Genomic DNA, 22448 nt, shown 5'->3' with positions numbered 1-22448 from the left:
AAAAAATTAGGTAAAACCCCATCCTGATCAGGATCTATCTTGATAACTTTCTATATACAACAGGGAACTTAAATATGGGTCGTGTAGTTTTTTTCAACGTTTCCGCAGCCGGTCATGTCATCCCCACCTTGGGATTAGTGAAAGAATTAATTCACAGAGGTGAGGAGGTAATTTATTATGAAGCTCCTAATTTTCAAGCAGAAATTGAATCTTTTGGAGCTAAATTTCGTTCTTATCCACCGCTAAATCCGGAAACAGCACCACCAGCAGAAAATGAAATGTCTTTAGTCCCTTCCTTAACTTGGTGCGCCCATCAAATGTTGCCAGAATTGCTGGAGTCAGTACGTGCAGAAAAGCCAGATTATATTATTCATGATTCCCTCTGTCTTTGGGGAAGATTAGTAGCCCAAATCCTGAATATTCCTGCTGTTAATTCCATTGCTACGGCAGCTTTTACTCCTCAAACTTTCTATGAATGTCCTTGGCTAAGAAAGAAATTACCAGGATTTTTAAAACAGGCTGCTGCTGGGATGAAACATTATCGTCAATATCAGCGAGAACTACGAGGAATTTATGGTATACCACCCATTAAATTTGTGGATACCTTTACCAATATTGAACCGCTAAACTTATGTTATTTACCACCAGAATTACAACCCTATAGTGATAAATTTGACGAGCGTTTTCATTTTGTTGGCCCTTGTAATCCGGTGCGAGGAATGGAATATGATTTCCCAATGGAACAACTGCAAAAAGATAAGTTGATTCTAATTTCCTTTGGCAATATTCATGACCCCGGTGTGGAATTTTATCGCAGTTGTCTTCAAGCCTTTGGCAATACAGACGCTCAAGTAGTGATGATATTAAGTCCTGCTATGGATGTAACGCTGCTAGGAGATATTCCAGATAATTTTATTATTCGACCTACTGGTACTGTTCCTCAATTAAAAATATTAGAACGCGCCAGTTTATTTATTATGCACGGAGCAGGTGGCGGTGCAAGGGAAGCTGTTTGGTATGCAGTACCAATGATTGCAGTCCCCCAAACTTATGAACAGGAAATAATTTCCCGTCGCATTCAGGAGCAGGGTGCAGGAATTATGATGATGTTAGAAGATGTTACTGTAGAAAATTTGCAACAGACAGCACAGCAGATTTTTGATGATAGTTCTTTTGGAGTCAATAGTGGTCTTTTAGGTGATGCTTGTCGCGCGGCTGGAGGTGTAGAACGAGCAGTAAATGAAATTTGGCGATATGTGTATGAAAAGAATAGCAATTAGAATATTGGTATTAGAGGATATTTAAAAACTTTTTTATGTGGGATCTCACACTTGTAGATTCCACTAAATCAGCATTTTTTAGTGTGTAAACTATATAATATCTTGGAAAATCGGTAAATTCTTCATAATTTTAGTTATGGAAATTGTCACTACAAGTAATCCTCCAAATATTAAATAATGAACATAATGAGGATAAGGTTGTTCTGGAAATAATCGAATAATTATGAATATCAAGAATATATGTAGACAATAAATACCCAAAGAAAAATCAGAGATAATTTTAATTATTAAAGGAGGTAAATGTCTGATTTTTAGCGAAATTAAAGTGACTAACCAAGAGCAAAGAACTAAAGATACCCTAGAATAAATTGGTAAACCTTCTTTGTTAGCAACACCCCAACCCCATATTATAGGCTGGTTAAAATATCGCCACTCAATGACAAAAAAGCAAAATAATAAAATTATTAAAGACCAAATTTGTGGATTATTGAGATTATAATTAGAATCAATTTTCTTTTGTAATAAAGATTTGCTAATTAAAAAAGAAGAAAATATATAAGGTATAAAATTGAGAGGATTATAAACATCAGTTAAAATAGGAAACTTTCCACCCAGTAAAATTTGGATTAAGGGTAAAAGCAAAAGAATAACGCAGGAAAATATTAAAAATATATAAGATATTACTTGATTATTTATTTGATTATTGGTGTCATTGTTTTCAATATAAAAAGCAAATAATTCAGCTAAGGCAGTTATGAAAAATAATGAAAACAAAAAATAAAAAACTGCTGAGTTTCCATCTGTCAAAATAAAAACTATACCATCTTTAATAGTAAATTTAATGTTGATTAAATCTTTAATAGAAGTTAAATTTATTTTGTTAAAATGGGATATTAAGGAAAATAGCTGATAAAACAAACCCCAAAAAATATACAATTTAATTAGTCTAAACAATCTTTTTTTGAGAAAATAATCCGGCTGCTGTTCTCTCTTCAAAAAAAACAGAATCAAAGATATTTGCAGGAACAGAGGAACAGCCAAATCAAATAAGTTGAAAATCAGGATACCATGTATTATTGGATATTCATCAAATATGCAACTTATATTACTATGTAATGCAATAACAAAAATACAACTGATAGCTCTCAGATAATCAAAAGCGTAAATTCTTTCTAAATTGGAGTCAGGTGGGTTCATAACAATTTCTTGGATAGCCAGATTTTCTAATCAATTAATATATAATTCCACTGAAAAGAGAGTAGGTATTAAATTCCTGCAAAATTCTTAATTTTTTGCCAAATCAGACCAGGTATTTGTGATTTCTGACATATCATAATGTAGTTGAGAGATATTACCACCAGCACCCATCCACAGATTTGTAATAATAAATAATTTTTTATCAATATAATCTGGAACTTCAATATCTGAAACCAGTTCGGGAAAGGTGTCCTTAATGGGACTTTGCTGAAGATAATAATATTCGTCTGTTGTTTTTTCCTCAAGAATCCAATCTGTGAAGTCAGTAAACTTCATTTTTTTACTAGGTATAGTAAAGTCTATTTTAGGATCAAAATTGAATATCTTGTTTTTGGAAAAGTTGACATTAATTTCTTTATGACCTACAACATCCTTTAAATAATCAACTGACCATGAAGAATATGCTTTCCAATCAGTTATTTTACCAGTAATAATCACTGGTTTCCTGGAAGGGAAAATTTTTCGTTTAAACTCATCTAATGTAGGTTGATAAATGCGCTCAATTTGATTTAGTGATGTTTTGTCAAAATTATTTTTTACACTAATATTCATAAATTTTTCCTGACGATTAAAGTGGAACTTTTAGTGGGTTAAGAAGATAATGAGGACTATAGCCAATATGAAATAATTATACTTTACTTTGTACAAAAGAGCGGAAAAACCAATATGGCTCTAAAATTATACCGAATAAAACTCTAGCTATTTGGTGTTTTTTAGGCAACCAAGAAGTAGTCATGTGGTGTATGGTATAAGTCTCTGATGTCTGCCGACTTTTGAAGATTTTACCATTAAGTTCCATTGGCGCACCGGGTTCAAAAATGTACCCTGGACATACAAGAACTGTAGGGTTTTCATGAAATTTACCTGCTACTACACAATCATTTAACATGATTGGTCCGGTACTGTAGCCAACATAAATAGGCATAGTTTTATTGTCTAAATTATGTTGACGTTTTTCTAATTCTTCAAATACTTTCAGCCACAGGGGATGATTGGGAATACTACCCATAATTGCATTACTAAACCCCACTAACTTTGATAATACAAGCTCGAAATCTGCTAATAAATCATCAAGTGGTTTAAGGGATTCAACATCCATATCCAGATAAAATCCTCCGTAGTGATAAAGGATAAAATAACGAATAGCATCACGACGTTGAATATCATGGGGATAACCGTCAAATACTGGTAGAAACCAGGAATAATGTGCTTCCATAAATTGTCTGGCTTTGGCTTCATCCCAAAATTGATGTTCCCAATGAGGATGATTTTGCAGAACTGTTTGATGATAAAGGCGATATTTTTCTGGTACTGCTGCTTCTCCTAGAAAGAAAATCTGATGGATGATTTTGGGAATTTTATTCATAGATTTAGTTATTGATTGGATGCAATGCAATCAAGGGCGCAGGCCCTGCGCCCCTACAGGGCTTTCGATTTACTGAATGTATCTCATTCGAGTGGTTGTTTAATTTGATGATTCTTGCATGGCTTTACGTAAACTTAAAGGACGCATATCCGTCCATACTTCTTCAATATAAGCCAAACATTCAGTTTTAATACCTTCTTTACCCACAGATTTCCACCCTAATGGTAGTTCCTGTTTCCATTTAGGCCAAATTGAATATTGTTCTTCATGATTGACTACTACAAGATAGATAGTTTCGTCGTTTTGTTCGTTGTTACTCATGGTTTTTTATTTCCTTGATCTTATTGATTGGATTATATAATGACAGAACAAAATTACACAGATTAAATTTGATTTTGTCCAAGGACTTGTTATCTATTGTCTTTAACTAAAGTACCATCATCACTTAAGTTGACAGAACGTCTTTGTCGGTTGGCTTTGGGGATATCAGTGGTTGTTGATGCTGTGGGAGAATTTGCTGGTGATAAAGGGATACCTTCGGTCAGCTTGGCGATCGCTTCTGGGGTACGATTACTAAATAACTCCGATAAGGGAAATTCGCTGTTGTATGTTTGACGCAGACGCATGGCTAGTTGTGTTACTAACAAGGAATCTCCACCAATTTCAAAGAAATCATCGGTCACTCCCACCCGTTCTAGCTTTAATAAGGAAGCCATGAGGTTACAAATAGTTGCTTCTTGGTCATTTCTGGGGGCAATATAAGGTTTACTTGTCCAATTCCAATCCGGTGCAGGTAAGGCTTGTTGGTCTACTTTCCCGTTAACTGTTAAGGGTATGGTTTCTAGTGGCACAAAGGCCGCTGGTATCATGTAATCGGGTAGTTTACTCTTTAAAAACTCTGGTAGGTCTGTTTTCAGGTGTGGTGCGGTGTCAGATGTAAAATAAGCAACTATGCGATTTTCCCCAGTTGTGGCTTTTTGCACCATGACTAATGCTTGTTTAACTTGAGGATGGCTATTAATAACTCCAGTAATTTCTCCTAGTTCGATGCGGAAACCACGTATTTTAATTTGCTGGTCAGCACGTCCGAGATATTCTATTTCTCCCTCTGGTAAACGCCTAGCTAAGTCACCGCTACGATATAAACGACTACCAGGGATTTGGCTGTAAGGGTTGGGAATAAATCTTTCTGCACTCAAGCGCGGTTGATGCAAATATCCCCTAGTCACTCCAGCACCACCAACATAAATTTCCCCTGGAACGCATAAGGGTGAAGGTTCTAAGTTCTCATCTAAGATATAAAGTTGTAAATCGGGAATAGGCTGACCGATAAGGCTACCGCGGTTACTGATTATATCTGCTTGAGTAATCGGTCTATAGGTGACGTGAACGGTGGTTTCGGTGATACCGTACATATTAATTAATTTTGGTTGTTCGTCACCATATAATTCCGTCCAAGGTTGTAAACTTGGTAGTTCTAAGGCTTCTCCACCAAAAATTACGTAGCGCAAAGGTAACTTTTCTTGCTTTTCTTTGGCAATGGGGATTAATTGTTTAAAGGCTGAAGGTGTTTGATTTAATACTGTAACTTTGTGTGTTTGTAGCAGTTGGAAAAAGTCTGCTGGTGAACGACTTGTCCAATAAGGAACTACCACCACTTGACCACCATATAATAAAGCTCCCCAGATTTCCCATACTGAGAAGTCGAAGGCGTAGGAGTGAAATAAAGTCCAGACATCTTGACTGTTAAACTCAAACCAGGATGCGGTAGCTTTGAGGAGGCGAATGACGTTACTATGAGTGACTATACAACCTTTGGGCGTGCCTGTAGAACCACTAGTATAAATTACATAGGCTGGACAATCTGGTAATATACGGACTATTGGCGGTTGAGAATTTTCCGGTTTTAACTGGGTGACAATATCTTCGAGGATGAGGATTTCTTTTTCACATTCAGGTAATTGGGAAATTAAGGCTTTTTCTGTGATTAAGAAGATAATACCACTATCTTGTAACAAAAATTCTATGCGATCGCTTGGGTAATTAGGATCAATGGGAACATAAGCAGCACCAGCTTTCAAAATCGCTAAAATGGTAATCACCAATTGTTCTGAACGTTCTAAATACACACCTACCAAGCATTCCGGCTTGACTCCTTGAGTTTGCAGATAATGGGCGAGGCCATTGGCACGGGTTTCTAATTCTGTAAAACTGAGGCTGGTTTGTTGATGAACTAGGGCAGTTTTATTTGTATATTTTATTGCTGCTTGACTAAAGACAGAAACTATGGTATCAGCAGATAAAAAGTTTTGGGGGTTGGTGTTGACTGCTTGCAGTAATTGTTGCCGTTCTGGGATAGAGATGAGTGATCGCCTGTGATATGATATTTGCGGATGAGTCGCCATCTCCGCTAAGGCAGCTTGGTAATACTGGCTATATTGCTCAACTTGTGGATCTGTAAATTGTTGGATGTCATAGATTAAATTCAGTTCTAAAGCTGCACTTCCTGGTACTAAACAAAATTCTGTCAAGAAAGGGAAATCCGTTTCTTCAAAAATATCAATTTTGTCAACTTGAATTTCTGGTAAATTTAGCAATGCTTCATAGACGTGAAAATGCACATAATTAAATCCCACTTCAAATAGGGGGCGTTTGTCAATGAGGCGCTGAATTTCCGCTAAAGGAAAGTCACGATAGGGAAGAATTTCTGTCTCTGCACGAAAAACAGCCTGTATCAAATCCATCCAACTATCAGAAGTTAATTCCAAGCGCAAGGGTACTGTATTCACAAACAAACCCAATAAATTTTCACTATCAGTAGTTTCGGGTCTGGCATTAATTACGTTACCTGTTACCACCTCTTTTTGTCCAGTGATAAAGGAGAGAACCCGCAGATGTAAAGCTAAAAGGGCTGTTTTTAAGGGAACACCGATATTTTTTGTGAGTTTACGAATATTATTGGCTAATTCCTCATTAATAGTTACTGATAGGCGTTTTAACTGGCGTTTTTGAGATTCTTTGGCAGTGCTTCCTGTATGAAGACGCGGGAGGGTAGTTACTTGTAAATTACTGAGATGTTGTTGCCAAAATTGCCGAATTTCTTGATTAGCGATCGCATTTTGTTCTTGAATAATAAAATCTTTGTAAGTAATCTCTGATATGGACAAAGGTAACAAAGTTTCCGATTCTAAATACTGCACATAACGCTGTAATAGTTGCGTTAGTAAAGTTGCCACACTCCAACCATCTAGAATGACATGATGAAAACTAAAACTAAAACTGAGTTCTTCATCTGATACTCTATGAATTTGGAAACGGAACAGAGGTGATTTCTTAATATCAAAAGCCCGGTTTTTTTCAGATTCGATCCATGCAGCAATTTGTGCAAGTGCATTGGCTTTCAAAGTTCGCAAATCAACTACAGTTAAAGGTAGTTCAACGTCTTTATGTACAATTTGGATAGGAGTGCTATATCCTGTCCAATGAAAGGAACTTCTTAACACTGGATTCGCTAAACAAATATCAAGAATTGCCTTTTTCCAGGCTGATTCTGAATAACTCAAATGTAAATCAAAGGTAAAAATTTGGTGAAAAATTGCCGAATCAGGATGTAATTCACTGTGATAAAGCATTCCTCCCTGTAAACTAGAAAGAGGATAAGCATCTTCAGCATCTTGCGGTAAAAGCTGTTTGTCTGCTGCTGAAATTAAATTACTTGCAGGAGTTTGATTAATATTAGATGATGATATTGTACCTGTTGCTTTTTTAGTAGCCAAATAACGCACAGTTGCAAATTCATATAACTCTCTAGCTGAAATCGCAAAACCAGCTTTTTTAGCTTTAGCAATCACTTGTAAAGCTAAAATTGAATCTCCACCAATTTCAAAGAAATTATCATCAATACCTACCTTTTCCAAACCCAAAGTTTCCGCCACAATAGCACATAAACTTTCTTCATCAGCATTGCGGGGAGCGACATAATCCTCTTCTACTCTTAACAAATTCCAATCTGGTGTAGGTAAAGCCTTAACATCAATTTTACCATTCACATTCAAAGGAAAAACATCCACACTTACATAAGCTGCGGGAACCATATAATCAGGCAACTTATTCTTCAAATATTGACGCAGTTCATTTCCATGCAGTTGAGATTCTCCAGGCACATAATAAGCAACTAGACGTTTTTCTTCTTCCCATTCATCAGTAATAACCACCGCTTCTCGGACTTGAAAATGGGATGTTAAAGCTGCTTGAATCTCTCCCAACTCAATCCGAAAACCGCGAATTTTGACTTGTTGATCTATTCTCCCTAAATACTCTAAATCTCCATTGCTTAATCTTTGCGCTAAATCACCACTGCGATAAATTCTTCCACTACCAAAGGGATTTGGTAAAAACCTTTCTGCTGTTAATCCTGGACGATTTAAATAACCACCTGTCACTCCTGCACCAGCTACATAAATTTCTCCAGGAATACCATCAGCAACCGGTTCTAATTTTTCATCTAGTAAGTAGATCGAAAGATCAGGAATTTCTCTACCAATTACACTCGCTTTTACTTTTAAATCCTGACGAGAAATAGGACGATAAGTAACATGAACGGTAGTTTCTGTAATCCCGTACATATTCACTAAACGAGGTTTTTTATCCCCATATTTTTCTAACCAAGGTTGCAAACTTTGTAAATCTAAAGCTTCACCACCAAATATTACATAGCGTAATGCTAATTCTCCCACACTAGCTTCATCAGTGCGAATCAATTGATAAAAAGCTGAAGGGGTTTGATTGAGGACTGTCACTCCTTCTGTGGTGAGAAATTCTCGGAATGTTTCTGGTGTGCGGCTTAACCAAAAAGGAACAATAATTACCTTACCACCATATAATAAAGCACCCCACAATTCCCATACAGAAAAGTCAAAAGCAAAGGAATGAAACAGCGTCCAAATATCATTTTCATTAAAACCAAACCAGGGTTCTGTAGAACGCATTAACCGGATAGCGTTACTGTGAGTGACAATACAACCTTTAGGAGTTCCAGTCGAACCGCTAGTGTAAATAATATAGGCAGGAAATTCCGGTTTTACCGTGATTTGTGGTGATGTCTGTGGTTGCTGGATAAGTTCAGATTCGATAGATTTGAGAGTAAAAGCGGTAATTTTTTCGTCAGTTAATTCTGATAGTAGTGTTTCTTCTGTAATTAATACTAAAATGCCACTATCTTCCAGAATTAATTGCCGACGGACAGCAGGAGAATTAGGATCAAGGGGAACATAAGCTGATCCAGTTTTGAGAATTGCCAAAATAGCAGTAATTATCTGTTCCGAACGTTCCAAACATATTCCTATTCTTGTCCCTGGTTTTACTCCTTGACTAAGTAAATAATGTGCCAACTGATTGGCTTGACTATTCAATTCTGTATAATTCAGAATATGTTTATTAAATTGAACTGCTGATTTTTCTGGATATTTTTGAGCAATACTTACAAAGGCAGAAATTAGTGTTTCCGTGGTGTCTTTTATTAATATTTCGGGTTGAGAAATAGTAATATCTCTTGCTTCTGGCAAGGAAATGGCAAGATCACAAATCGTACTTTCTAAATTATTTGCTGCTTCAGTAAATAGATTTTGGAAATTTGTAGTTATCTGCTCAACTGTTTCTGCATCCAGATAAGAAAGGTTATAATCAAAATCTATTTTAATATCGCTATTTTCTTCATATTCTCGCACATAAATAATTAGAGGGACTTTTTGCTGCTGACTATAAAGAGGAATACAACTTGTTTGAGTATCGGCAAAATATTCATTGTAATCATGTCTTTCATAGGAAAGATAAACTTCAAATAAATGTTCTTTATTATTGGATTGAAACCCAGAAATACGCTTCATTTCTCCCACAGGAAAGCGTTGATGACGATAATCTTGGCGTAGTAAAGAACGAATCTTATTTAATAACTCATGAATTGTTTCATTACCATTAACATCCACACGAAAAGGAATGGTGCTAACAAATAAACCAATGGCATCTTTAAAGCTTTTTTTATTCCGGTTTAAGAGAGACAAACCTACAACTAAATCTTTCTTGCTATAGCGTTTAGTTAAATATATGGAAATCAAACTCAGGATAAAATGAAATACGTTTGATTGGATGTTTTGGCAAAGTTGACTAACCCGGTTATATTGTTCACGGGAAATGTAAATAGATTGTCGTTGTCCGTGCAATTCTTGTTGTTTAATTGAGGTGAAAATATTAGGGGAAATGTCGCTTAAACGTTGCTGCCAATAATTGCGATCGCGCTGAAAATTCTTTGATTCTAAATATGCTGCTTCGTCATCTATATATTCAGCAATTACCCAATCTCTTTCTATTTGATTATCCTTACCATCATGGATAATTTGATTGTAAGTTTTAATTACCTCTCGAAAGAAAATAGCGGTTCCCCAACCATCAGTAATAGCATGATGATATTTTGCGAAAATAATATGGTAATCCTCTCGAACTCGAATTAATTGAAAGTCAACCAAAGAGGCATTTTCACCAAAACTAAAAGGTTTTTTAAATTCCTGATTTATATATTCTTCAGCCTGTTCTTTGCTGTTTTCCCGAATGGAAAAATCAATCAAAGGAATATTAGCATTTTCATGATTTGCTATGGTCTGTAAAGGTTTACCTTCAACTTCATAAATTCGTGTCCGCAAACCGGGATAACAATCAATTATCTTATTCATGGCATAGTTGAAAACTTCCCGTTTAAAAGTGCCATAAACAATTACAGTCGCACCAATATTGAGATGAAAACCTTCTGCCCACATCCTTTGGTCAATATAGATTTCTCTTTGATTGATTGATAATGGCAATATCTGATTCATAATGTATTAGTTCCTTAAATCAATGAACTGTTTAAAATATCTGATGATGCTTTGATAATCAAAACTTTATTTTTTACCACAACACATAATAAGAACCTATCATTGGTTTTAGAAGCATTTGATTGACAAGAAGATGATTATATGAAATATATGGTAATGTCAATACCGTAACCTAAAAAACATAGTGTTGGAGTAAAGATTTAGAAGCATTTGATTGACAAGAAGATGATTATATGAAATATATGGTAATGTCAATACCGTAACCTAAAAAACATAGTGTTGGAGTAAAGATTATGCCTGATTTTTTAAATAGTCCTCAAAGTGAGCATTTGAGAACTTTGGTTGATGTCACAGACCAGCTAAGTTTCTTCGTTCCCTTAGTTCTCCCCGAATCTGGTGGGGAATTGGTAGTCTATGGAATGGAGTGGGACGGTGAGGAGTTAGCATTTGACAACATAAATCGTTCGTATTATAAATCACATTCATTATTTGATCAAGAATATGGGAGTATGACTTTTAAGCCGAATGTTGGAGATATGATGCTTTTTGATGGTGGTCGTTTTTATCATTGTATTGTACCAACAGTGGGCGATCGCACCAGAATAACTATTGGTGGATTTCTTTCCTTCGCTAAAGAGCATGATGCAGTCTATTATTGGAGCTAATTTCTATGGTTCATGTAAGTATTATCACTCCCTGTTACAATGCCGATAAATTTATTGGTAAAGCCATAGAAAGTGTTCGCGCTCAAACATTCACCGATTGGGAACATATTATTGTAGATGATGGCAGTACCGACAGTTCCGCCGAAATTATCGCATCCTATACAGAATTAGAACCACGTTTAAAGTTAATTAGACAGTCTAACTGTGGTCCCTGTGTTGCTAGGAATAATGGCTTTAAAGCCTGTTCTGAAAAATCGCAATACTTACTATTTTTTGATGCAGATGACTGTATAGAACCGCAAATGCTAGAGATAATGATTGCCTACCTGAACACACACACTGATGTTGGGGCAGCTTACTGCGATTTTTATCACATTGATGCGGAGGATAACCCCATAGAAACTGTTTATTGTCCTAGATTAATTCCTTCTGTGTTTGGTGTGAAAACTTTACCATACAATATACCTGAAACACCTTTAGTAGCTATTGCGGCTGGGTTAGGAGGAGGACTAGACGCACGTACTATGTTCCGTCGCAGTATCTATGAACAAACATCAGGATGGAATGAGAATTTTGGAAGAAATAGTGGACAAATCATTGATATTTTGCTACAAATCGCTTTAATTAGCAACGTTCATTTTGTGTCCGAAAAACTGTATCAATATCGTTTACATAATAGCAACCAACTACATATAAATGTCAATTTTGAAGAAGAGGCTAAAAAAATTATCAATAAGTGGAAAAATCAAAACCATTTAAATTCCGAACAAAAAAAACAAGTTGATCACGCCATATTTTTTTATGAAAAAAGATTGGTTCCTTTAGTAGCAATGATGTCTGCTAATCAGTTAATTACAGAAAGGAAAATCCTGCCAGCTTTGAGTTTATATTTCCAAGGGGCAAAAAACTACTTCCTGTCATTGTTTTTTCTGTCCACTTTCAACTAGACATAATTTTAACCAGAGTTAATATGATAAATCACTCAGAAGCTGAAGATATTGATCTTTTAGAATTACTGCTCGAAGAAGAAGGAATCGAATTACAAAACAAAGACCTATTGATTTCCCGTCGTAACCTCACCCAAGCACTTGCTTCCTTTCAACAAAGGCGGTTATGGTTTCTCTATGAATTAGAACCAACATCCTCTGCTTATAATATTTGTTCGGTTTTTAGTCTCCAAGGATTGTTAAATGTCCCAGCTTTGCAGCAAGCTTTTCAACAATTGCAACAACGACATGAAAGCCTACGCACCACATTTATAGATATTGATGGAGAACCTTGGCAAAAAATTCATCCTCATCCTTTGACTGAACTGGTATTAGAAGATTGGAGTACAAATACAACTGAAACTGCACCAATAATTGCTAAAATAGCCCGTTCTGAAGGTGATTATACCTTTGATTTACAAACTAGTCCATTAGTTCGCGCTCGCCTTTTTCAACTTGCAGCAAATCAACATATTCTCACCCTGACTTTACATCATATTATTGCTGATGCCTGGTCTATTGGTGTAATTTTACAAGAAATTGCCCTGCTTTATCAATTAGCAATTGCCGGTGAACAAATAACACTTCCTGAATTAAAATTTCAATATACTGATTATGCCCTATGGCAAAAAGAAAAATCTCATAATTCTCATTTAGAAAATAGTCTCAATTATTGGGAGAAGCAATTAGCAGAATTACCAATTTTACAATTTCCCACTGATTTTTCTAGACCCCGTTTACAAACATTTCGCGGAGATTTAGTTAAATTTGAACTATCAAATCATCTAACTACAGCCATTCGTACCTTGAGTCAAAAAGAGGGGACAACCCTATTTATGACCTTGATGGCTGCTTTTCAAGTGCTATTATCACGTTACACAGGACAAGACGATATACCTGTAGGAACTTCCATTGCTAACCGTCCGGGAATGGATGCAGAAAAACTGATTGGGTTTTTCGTGAATATGTTAGTAATTCGCAGTAATTTAGCTGATGAACCTAGTTTCAAAACTCTATTAAATAGAGTTAAAACAACAATTTTGACGGGTTTTGAACATACAGAAGTTCCCTTTGAAACTTTAGTAGAAAGATTAGATTTAGAAAGAGATACCAGTCGCAATCCTTTATTCCAAATTGCCTTTACTTTATTAAATGCACCCAAACCAGAATTTAGCACAGGTGATTTAGAAGTTTCCATTTTAGCAAATCAAGAAGCGGCTCGTTTTGATTTAGAATTGTTCATTACTGAAAGTGAAGATAGGTTAAATGGAGTTTTATCCTACAACGTAGATTTATTTAAAAGAGAAACAGTAGAAAGATTTGCCCGTCATTTTTGCCAACTCCTAGAAAATTTAATCTCCCAACCAGATACCCCAGTCAGTCGTGTACCTTTTTTACGAACAGAAGAATTAGCTGTTTTAGCACCAAATCAACCTTCCCAAACTTTTCCTGTGCAGTTTTGTTTGCATGAAATTTTTACTCAACAAGCAAAATTACGTCCTCAACAAATAGCATTGATATTTGAAAATGAGAACCTCACTTACTCAGAAGTAAATCATCGCGCTAACCAATTAGCACATTATTTAATTAGTGCTGGAGTGATACCAGAAGCAAGAGTGGGACTATGGTTGTCCCGTTCCTTAGATTTGATAGTGGCTATTTTGGCTATTTTGAAAGCTGGGGGTGTTTATGTTCCCTTTGATCCTGACTATCCGAACGATCGCATAGCCTATATGTTAGAGGATAGTCAAGTTACAGTTTTACTCACACATACTCAATTTGAAACACAAATACCACCCCATTCAGCTAAAATTATATTTATTGATAACTGTCAAACTGAACTGGCACAAGCGCCAACAACAGATCCAGAAATATTAGTCTTTCCAGATAACGCCGCCTACATTATTTATACCTCCGGTTCTACAGGAAAACCCAAAGGAGTTGTTGTCAGTCATCGTCATGTTGTGCGGTTAATGTTAGCAACTGAAAAATGGTTTAACTTTAACGCCAAAGATGTTTGGACACTCTTTCATTCCTGCGCTTTTGATTTCTCAGTTTGGGAAATTTGGGGTGCTATTTTCTTTGGTGGTCATTTAGTAATTGTTCCGTATCTAGTTAGTCGTTCACCTGAAGAATTTTATAACTTATTATGTGATTCTAAAGTCACAGTTTTAAACCAAACACCCTCAGCTTTTCGGCAATTAATTCAAGCAGAATCAATACTTTGTCGAGAAGCAGAAATAGAATTACGTTATGTTATTTTTGGAGGTGAAGCCCTCGATTTAGCAAGTTTAGAACCTTGGTTTGAACGTCATGATGATCAATTTCCCTTACTCGTAAATATGTACGGAATTACAGAAACCACAGTTCACGTTACTTACCGTCCGATTTATTTAAAAGATGTTAAACAACGGTTAGGAAGTTTAATTGGTAAACCAATTCCTGATCTTTCCTTATATATTTTAGATCGTCATTGTCAACCCGTTCCCATTGGCGTAGTTGGGGAAATGTATGTTGGTGGTGCAGGTGTAACTCGCGGTTATTTTAATCGTCCACAATTAACCGCAGAGAGGATGATTCCCAATCCATTTAATAATTCAAAACCAGAACGTCTCTACAAAACTGGTGATTTAGCTCGCTTTCTTGATAACGGTGAAATTGAATATATAGGAAGAAACGATCATCAAGTAAAAGTTCGTGGTTTCCGCATTGAATTAGGTGAAATTGAAGCAGTTATTAAGCATCATCCAGAAGTACGTGATGCCTTAGTCATTGTCAGAGAAGAAGCTGAAGAAGATGTACGAATAGAGGCTTATATTGTTCCTAAAAATCAAATTTTCGACTCGGAAACTTTGATAAGAGAACAAACCGAAGAATGGCAATATACTTTTAACGACACCTATCATCTGACTGAAACAGAAACTAACGAATCATTTAATATTATCGGTTGGAATAGTAGTTACGACAATCAACCTATTCCTGCTGAAGAAATGCGTCAATGGTTAAATAATACCTTAACACGAATTCAAGCTCTAAAACCCCAAAGAGTTTTAGAAATTGGTTGCGGTACAGGGATGATATTATTAAATATTGCTGATCAAGTAGAATCTTATTGGGGAACAGATTTTTCCCAAGCTGCAATTATTCGCTTGACAAATATTCTCCAAAATCGCTCCTGGAATCATATCAATTTATTAACTAGAGAAGCCACTGACTTTTCAGAAATTCCTGAAAATTATTTCGATAGCATTGTGATTAATTCTGTTGCTCAATATTTTCCCTCTATTGAGTATTTACAGCAAGTAATTACAGGTGCTTTACGAATACTAGCACCAGGAGGAAGTTTATTTATTGGTGATAATCGGAATTTATCACTTTTAAATTATTTTCATGCCAGTGTTGCCTATTTTCAAGCTAATGATAATACAGATAAAGAAACCTTTAATACCCAAATTAGGCGCATAGCCAAAACAGAAAACGAGTTAGTAATTGATCCGCTTTTCTTTGTTAATTTAACAGAAGTATTCCCCGATTTAACAGCAGTAGAAATTCAACTCAAAGCCGAAAATAGCGATAATGAACTTACTAAATATCGTTATGATGTCGTTTTAGATAAATTAGGTACATCAGCAAATCAACCAATAAAAGTTATTTGGCAAGATTGGGAAACAGCAAATTTACAATTAGAAGATTTAAAACAGCAAATTATCAAAGTGGGTACAATTGGTTGGTGTAATATACCCCATTCTCGGTTAATTAAAGATGTTGCCATTTGTCAATGGATATCAGAGAATAATAGTGAAAATACCATTGCTGAATTAAAGCAAGTTATTGAAAATATTGATATCAAAAAAGCAATTGATCCAGCAGATTTATATGCAGTTGCTCAAGAAATTGGTTGTCAAGTAACTATTAGTTATTCACTAACAAAGCCTGATTATTTTGATGTTTGTTTCTATCCCACAACAGAAGGAAAACGTCTTGCACCAGTAATGCCAATTAGCAGTAAAATATCCACTGAAAGTAATCAATCTTACTGGATTAATCCACTTAAAGGACGTTTTGCCAAATCCTTAATTTCCCAGCTAAAAAAACAGGTGCGGGAAAAATTACCAGAATATATGCGTCCATCTGCTTTTGTGATGTTAGACAGTTTCCCCATGACTCCCAGTGGTAAACTAGATAGACGTGCTTTACCTATACCAGAGCGAGATTTAACTATTAGTAAACAAGCTTTTATTCCAGCCACAACTTCAACAGAAAAGAAATTATCTCAAATCTGGATTGATGTTTTAGGAATTGATAATATTGGTATTACAGAGGATTTCTTCCATTTAGGTGGACATTCACTTTTAGCCACTAAATTAGTTTCTAGAATTAGAGAAGAATTTAGTTTAGCTTTGCCTTTACGTGCGGTTTTTGAATATTCCACTATTGGTGGTTTAGCAGATGAAATTGATAGTTTATCTCTAGTGAGTAATTCTACAAATACACCTCAAGATATTATATCTCATCTAACTCACCGAGAAAATTTACCACTTTCTTTCTCTCAATCTCGACTGTGGTTTTTAGATTTATTAGAACCCAATACTCCTGCTTATAATATCTCTGTTGCTTTCCGTTTAGATGGCAATTTAAACCAAGAAGCATTACATCAAAGTTTGCAAATCATTATTCAACGTCATGAAGTATTACGTACAACCTTTGATAGTCAAGACGGTGTACCAATCCAAGTAATTCATGAATTTTTAGAAGTGCCGTTAACAGTAACAAATCTTAGTCATTTAGACTCTCAAACCCAACAAGAAACACTGAAAAATGCCGTTAAAGAAGTCATCATTTCTCCTTTTAATTTGCGTAAACTGCCTTTATTGCGTGTCCATCTCTATCAGTTATCTGAAGACGTTTATATATTTGTTTTAGTAATACATCATATCATTTCTGATGCTTGGTCTTTGGGATTAATGATTAAGGAATTATCCTTATCTTATACTGCACTCTGTCAGGATAATATCAAATCTTTATCTCCTTTATCTATACAATATGCTGACTTTGCTAATTGGCAACGGACAACTTTTGAGCAAACACAATTACCTGCACAATTAGCTTACTGGAAACAAAAATTAGCTGGTGCAACTGAGGTTTTACAATTACCAACAGATTATCCTCGTCCCCCAGTTGTTAGTCATCAAGGTAGTGCAGTATCCTTTACCATTAATAAACAAACAAGTGAGAAGTTGCAAAAATTATGTGAATCTCAAGGTGCTACCTTATTCATGGGATTATTAGGGGTATTTAGCATCTTATTAATGCGTTATTCAGGGCAAGAGGATTTATTAATTGGGACACCAATTGCTAACCGTAATCGTAAACAAGTTGAAGATTTAATTGGCTTTTTTGTCAATACTTTAGTGATTAGAAATGATTTAAGCGGTAATCCTAATTTTATCAATTTACTCTCCAGAATTAAAGAAGAAACCTTACAAGCTTACGCTTACCAGGATGTACCTTTTGAAAGAATTGTCGAAGAACTACATCCCGAAAGAAATTTGAGCCATCATCCCTTATTTCAGGTGATGTTTGTCCTGCAAAATACACCAATGGGTAAATTAGAATTACCCAATTTACAACTAACTCCCTGGGAAATGGAACAGGTGACAGCGAAGTTTGATTTAGTTCTGTCAATGGTAGAAACAGAACAGGGATTACAAGGGGAATGGGAATACAATACTGATTTGTTCCAGGAAACAACCATTCAGCGAATGGTAGGACATTGGCAAACTTTGCTAGAAAATATTGTTGCTAACCCTGAACAGAGGATTAGGGAATTGACCTTATTAACAGCAACAGAGCAAAATCAATTGTTGTTACAATGGAATCCTCCTCAAGTTGATATTCTTCAAAATCAATGTATTCATCAATTATTTGAATTACAGGTTGAAAAAACACCGGATGCAATTGCAGTGGTGTTTAAAAACAAAAGTCTGACCTATCGGGAGTTAAATCAACGGGCCAATCAATTAGCAAATTATCTGCAATATTTAGGAGTAAAACCAGATGTATTGGTGGGGATTTCTATTAAACGTTCTTTAGAGATGATAGTGGGATTATTAGGAATTTTGAAAGCTGGTGGTGCATACATTCCTTTAGATCCTGATTATCCTCTAGAACGCTTAGAATATATTATTGAAGATACTGGTTTATCCATACTGTTAACACAGGAAAAATTTGCGTCAAAACTAACAGTAAATCACACAGAGATAAATATAGTATGTTTAGATGCAAACTGGCAAAAAATTAACGAATATAACCAAGAAAATCCAGTTAGTATAATTCACCTCAAAAATTTAGCCTATATTATTTATACTTCTGGTTCAACTGGTAAACCAAAAGGAGTAGCGATCGCTCATCAATCTTTAGTTAATTTTGCAACAGTAGCTATTAAAGAATACGAAATCACATCCTTAGATCGCATTATCCAATTTTTCTCCATTAACTTTGATGCCTCAGTAGAACAAATTTATCCCACTCTCATTGTTGGTGCTACCTTAGTTTTACGAACCGATGAAATGTTACTCTCTACCAAAAGTTTTTGGGAACATTGTCATTATCACCAGTTAACATTTATGTCACTACCTACTGCTTTCTGGCATCAGTTAACTTCGGAAATTATCCCTAAAAACATGATTCCTGAATCTATACGGTTAATTGTTTTTGGTGGAGAAAAAGTATTACTAGAAAATGTTCAGAACTGGCAAAAATCTGTATATCACTTACCCCATAAAACTAAATTATTAAATACCTATGGACCCACAGAAGCAACAGTAGTATCATCTATCTATAATTGCAATAACACAGATAAAATATCAATTCCCATCGGTAAACCAATTGATAATGCTCAATATTTTGTTCTTGATCAATATTTACAACCAGTTCCTATTGGAGTTTCAGGAGAATTATATATTGGTGGTAATAATTTAGCCAGGGGTTATTTTCACCGTCCAGGATTAACTGCGGAAAAATTTATTCCTCATCCTTTTAGTTATCAACCTGGTGCGCGTCTCTATAAAACAGGTGACTTAGTTTGTTATCTTTCTGACGGTAACATCGAATTTTTAGGACGCATTGATCATCAAGTAAAAATACGCGGTTTCCGTATCGAATTAGGAGAAATTGAAACGGCATTAATTCAACATCCAGATGTACTTAATGCTGTGGTGATTACTTCGACAGATTCATCTGGTAGTAACTGTCTCATTGCCTATATTGTTACTCAGCAACAGCCATTAATCTCTTCAGGTATATGGCGCGATTTCTTAAAAGCAAAATTACCTGATTACATGATACCCAGTAATTTTGTGATTTTAGATCATCTACCTTTAACACCTAATGGTAAAGTTGATCGGAAAGCCCTATCTACCCTAAGTGTAGACAGAAATATTGACTCTGATCAACAAATTTCACCCCGCACACCTTTAGAATATAAGTTGGTGGAAATATGGGAAGAAATATTAAAAGTCAGTCCTATAGGTGTAACTGAAAACTTCTTTGATTTAGGTGGTCATTCTCTCTTAGCCATTAGATTAATAGCTGCCATTGAACAAAAATTAAAATGTAATTTACCAGTTGTTTCCTTATTCCGAGAAGGCACAATAGAAAAAATTGCCACCTTACTGGAGCAGGAAAAACCCAGCAGTAATTTAGATGTTCTCATTCCTTTGCAAACTAAAGGTAATTTACCTCCCTTATTTCTCATTCACCAAGCAGGTGGTTATGGTTTATCCTATTCAGTATTAGCCGAAAAATTAGCTAAAGAACTGGATAAACAACGTCCTATTTATGCAATTCAAGCACGTGGTTTAGATGGTAAACAACCGCCTTTAGATACTATCGAAGCAATGGCAACTAGTTATATTAGTGCTATTCGAGAAATACAGCCTTCTGGACCTTATTTATTAGGTGGTCACTCTTTAGGAGGATTAATTGCTTTTGTAATGGCTCATCAATTAGAAACTGGAGGAGAACAAATTGCACATCTATTAATTATGGATACCCATCCACCTTTAGCAACTGATGAAATTACAGCTTCCCTTGAAGATGATGCTGGTATTCTTTGCTTTATTGTTGAACAAATAGGATTGCATTTTCAAAAAACCATCAATATTGCCTATGAAGAACTAGCAACTTTAGATCAAGAATCCCAATTTGAATATGTGCTACAAACTTTGCAGCATCATGAAGTTATCCCACCAGACTCAGGACGGAATCTAATTGCAGGTTTAATTAACGTTTATAAAGCTAATTTACAAGCTAGTCTAATTTATCAACCACAGCCTGTGAAATCTCCTATTACAGTCTTTAAAACTGCATCCTTAGCAGAACAGTTTCCAAATGATCCTACAGTTGGTTGGGGAAAATTAACCTGTGAAAAAGTGCGTGTTTCTTGCGTAACAGGTGAACATCAGACCATGCTCAAAGAACCTGATGTCAGAAATTTAGTAGCTGAAATTGTGAAGATTTTAGATAACTAGCTTGTAGCTTGTTATGCTAGTCTCATCTAGATTTATGTGCAGTAGGTTTTATAAATAAAAAATGCAGACTTTTACATTTATTTGGTTAGGACAACTAATTTCTTTAATTGGTGTTTCCATGACCGGGTTTGCTCTGGATATCTCAATTTTTCAGGAAACTCGCTCTGCCACCCAATTTGCTTTCCTTACCGTTGCTTGTACAATACCAATCATTATTGTTTCGCCTATAACAGGCATATTAGTTGATCGTTGGGATCGTCGCTTGATCATGATCATTAGTGATGTCTGTCAAGGACTGTTTACTCTGATGTTGATAGTGCTAATAAGTATTGGTCAATTAGAGATTTGGCACATCTATCTCAGAAATATTTTTACTTCCATCATTGGTGCCTTCCATTCATCTGCTTATCAAGCTTCTATTACCTCTCTAGTGCCTAAAGATGATTTAACACGGGTAAATGGAATAATTCAACTAGGAACGGGCATTCAGCAACTTATTGGACCTTTACTCGGAGGTATTTTGCTGGGTATTCTGAAGCCAAGAGATATTCTTATCATCAACTTTGTAACTGTGTTAGTTGCTCTTGTTCCCCTTGTATTGGTACGATTCCCTCAGTTAAATCATGCTGCTGATGGGAAGCGGGACAATCCATCTTCTTCATTTTGGCAAGAGGCACTAAGCGGTTGGACTTATCTAACAGAGCATCCTGGATTACTTAGCTTTCTGATTCTATTCACCATTTACCAATTTTTTACCGGTTTAATGAGTGTACTAAGCTTTCCACTAATTCTTTCTTTAACCAGTCCATCTGGTTTAGGACAGATAGTATTTGTTAGCGGTATGGGGATGTTAATCAGTTCTATAGTAATGAGTACATGGAAGAAAAATTGGCAGAACTTGATCAATCCTATTCTCATCTCTATGTCGCTGAGTGGGTTGTGCATAATTCTTGCTGGTTTACGCCCTTCTATCATTCAAATTGCTATTGCTACTTTACTTTTCTTCCTGACTACACCTTTTATCAGTGGATCAGTGCAAGTTATCTTACAGACAATAGTTCCTGAATCGTTACAGGGAAGAGTATTTGCCTTAACTGGAGCGATATGGGTAACGGTTGTACCGCTTGCTGCGATTATTGCTGGACCGCTTGCTGATTATGTTTTTGAGCCACTCATGTCTTTTGACGGACCTGGGGCTGGATTACTATTAGGCCAAATAATTGGGTCTGGTCCTGGTCGTGGTATTGGACTATTATTTGTAATCATAGGATTTCTTCTATTAGCGACAGTATTTATTAGCTCTCAATACCCTGCCATTCGAGATTTGGAAGTATCGGCTCAATAAAGAATTGGGAACGAAGTAACCCCCTGATCCCGGATTTCTCACAAAGAAAAGAAAAAAAGGGGTCAAAAACTGCGAAAATGTATATGTAAAAAGCATTTCAGCAATTATAAAATATGACCCCAATAAGAACAGATAGTACACCAAAACAGTTC

General features: G+C 35.7%; 9 protein-coding genes and 1 pseudogene. 5 read left to right on the top strand and 5 right to left on the bottom strand.

Going from position 1 to position 22448, the window contains the following annotated elements:
• Nucleotides 1-74: 74 nt before the first annotated feature.
• Entirely contained in the window at nucleotides 75-1280 is a 1206-nt protein-coding gene (locus FJR09_RS10625; protein ID WP_015080899.1) for a macrolide family glycosyltransferase, read from the top strand.
• A gap of 90 nt (nucleotides 1281-1370) precedes the next feature.
• Here the strand turns inward: FJR09_RS10625 and FJR09_RS10620 are convergent, their stop codons facing one another.
• The 5 genes from FJR09_RS10620 to FJR09_RS10600 form a co-directional block, all read right to left on the bottom strand.
• A complete protein-coding gene (locus tag FJR09_RS10620; protein ID WP_015080900.1) occupies nucleotides 1371-2477 on the bottom strand; it encodes an acyltransferase family protein in 1107 nt (368 codons plus the stop codon).
• Between the two features lie 87 nt (nucleotides 2478-2564).
• Nucleotides 2565-3089 (bottom strand): cupin-like domain-containing protein, encoded by a 525-nt coding sequence (locus FJR09_RS10615; protein ID WP_015080901.1) that lies wholly within the window; start codon nucleotides 3087-3089, stop codon nucleotides 2565-2567.
• Between the two features lie 76 nt (nucleotides 3090-3165).
• On the bottom strand, nucleotides 3166-3903 hold the full coding sequence (locus tag FJR09_RS10610) for a glycosyltransferase family 32 protein (protein ID WP_041458094.1): 738 nt from the start codon (nucleotides 3901-3903) through the stop codon (nucleotides 3166-3168).
• Between the two features lie 99 nt (nucleotides 3904-4002).
• The gene (locus FJR09_RS10605; protein ID WP_015080903.1) at nucleotides 4003-4224 is read right to left on the bottom strand and encodes an MbtH family protein; all 222 of its coding nucleotides are present in this window, start codon (nucleotides 4222-4224) and stop codon (nucleotides 4003-4005) included.
• Between the two features lie 89 nt (nucleotides 4225-4313).
• Nucleotides 4314-10769 carry a non-ribosomal peptide synthetase gene (locus tag FJR09_RS10600; RefSeq protein ID WP_015080904.1) on the bottom strand — a complete coding sequence of 2152 codons (6456 nt, stop codon included), beginning with the start codon at nucleotides 10767-10769 and terminating at the stop codon, nucleotides 4314-4316.
• Between the two features lie 284 nt (nucleotides 10770-11053).
• Here FJR09_RS10600 and FJR09_RS10595 point away from each other — a divergent pair.
• The 4 genes and pseudogenes from FJR09_RS10595 to FJR09_RS10580 all read left to right on the top strand — a co-directional run.
• Nucleotides 11054-11434 (top strand): annotated as a pseudogene (locus FJR09_RS10595) (hypothetical protein); the annotation flags it as partial.
• 5 nt (nucleotides 11435-11439) lie between these two features.
• Nucleotides 11440-12381, top strand: a complete 942-nt coding sequence (locus tag FJR09_RS10590) for a glycosyltransferase (protein ID WP_015080906.1) — start codon at nucleotides 11440-11442, stop codon at nucleotides 12379-12381.
• Between the two features lie 23 nt (nucleotides 12382-12404).
• Nucleotides 12405-20951: a non-ribosomal peptide synthetase gene (locus tag FJR09_RS10585; RefSeq protein ID WP_168653844.1), complete on the top strand. Its 8547-nt coding sequence runs from the start codon at nucleotides 12405-12407 to the stop codon at nucleotides 20949-20951.
• A gap of 61 nt (nucleotides 20952-21012) precedes the next feature.
• Nucleotides 21013-22296 (top strand): MFS transporter, encoded by a 1284-nt coding sequence (locus tag FJR09_RS10580; RefSeq protein ID WP_015080908.1) that lies wholly within the window; start codon nucleotides 21013-21015, stop codon nucleotides 22294-22296.
• Nucleotides 22297-22448 lie beyond the last annotated feature (152 nt).

Origin of the sequence: Dolichospermum sp. UHCC 0406 (assembly GCF_009712025.1) — a bacterium.
In the GTDB taxonomy this organism is placed as follows: domain Bacteria; phylum Cyanobacteriota; class Cyanobacteriia; order Cyanobacteriales; family Nostocaceae; genus Dolichospermum; species Dolichospermum lemmermannii.
The sequence above is the reverse complement of the archived record's forward strand: the minus strand, read 5'-3'. Positions and strand labels throughout refer to the sequence as shown.

Bases quoted from the DNA above. Each gene is read 5' to 3' on its own strand.
- FJR09_RS10625 (WP_015080899.1), top strand. From the start codon at position 75: ATGGGTCGTGTAGTTTTTTTCAACGTTTCCGCAGCCGGTCATGTCATC.
- FJR09_RS10620 (WP_015080900.1), bottom strand. From the start codon at position 2,477: ATGAACCCACCTGACTCCAATTTAGAAAGAATTTACGCTTTTGATTAT.
- FJR09_RS10615 (WP_015080901.1), bottom strand. From the start codon at position 3,089: ATGAATATTAGTGTAAAAAATAATTTTGACAAAACATCACTAAATCAA.
- FJR09_RS10610 (WP_041458094.1), bottom strand. From the start codon at position 3,903: ATGAATAAAATTCCCAAAATCATCCATCAGATTTTCTTTCTAGGAGAA.
- FJR09_RS10605 (WP_015080903.1), bottom strand. From the start codon at position 4,224: ATGAGTAACAACGAACAAAACGACGAAACTATCTATCTTGTAGTAGTC.
- FJR09_RS10600 (WP_015080904.1), bottom strand. From the start codon at position 10,769: ATGAATCAGATATTGCCATTATCAATCAATCAAAGAGAAATCTATATT.
- FJR09_RS10590 (WP_015080906.1), top strand. From the start codon at position 11,440: ATGGTTCATGTAAGTATTATCACTCCCTGTTACAATGCCGATAAATTT.
- FJR09_RS10585 (WP_168653844.1), top strand. From the start codon at position 12,405: ATGATAAATCACTCAGAAGCTGAAGATATTGATCTTTTAGAATTACTG.
- FJR09_RS10580 (WP_015080908.1), top strand. From the start codon at position 21,013: ATGCAGACTTTTACATTTATTTGGTTAGGACAACTAATTTCTTTAATT.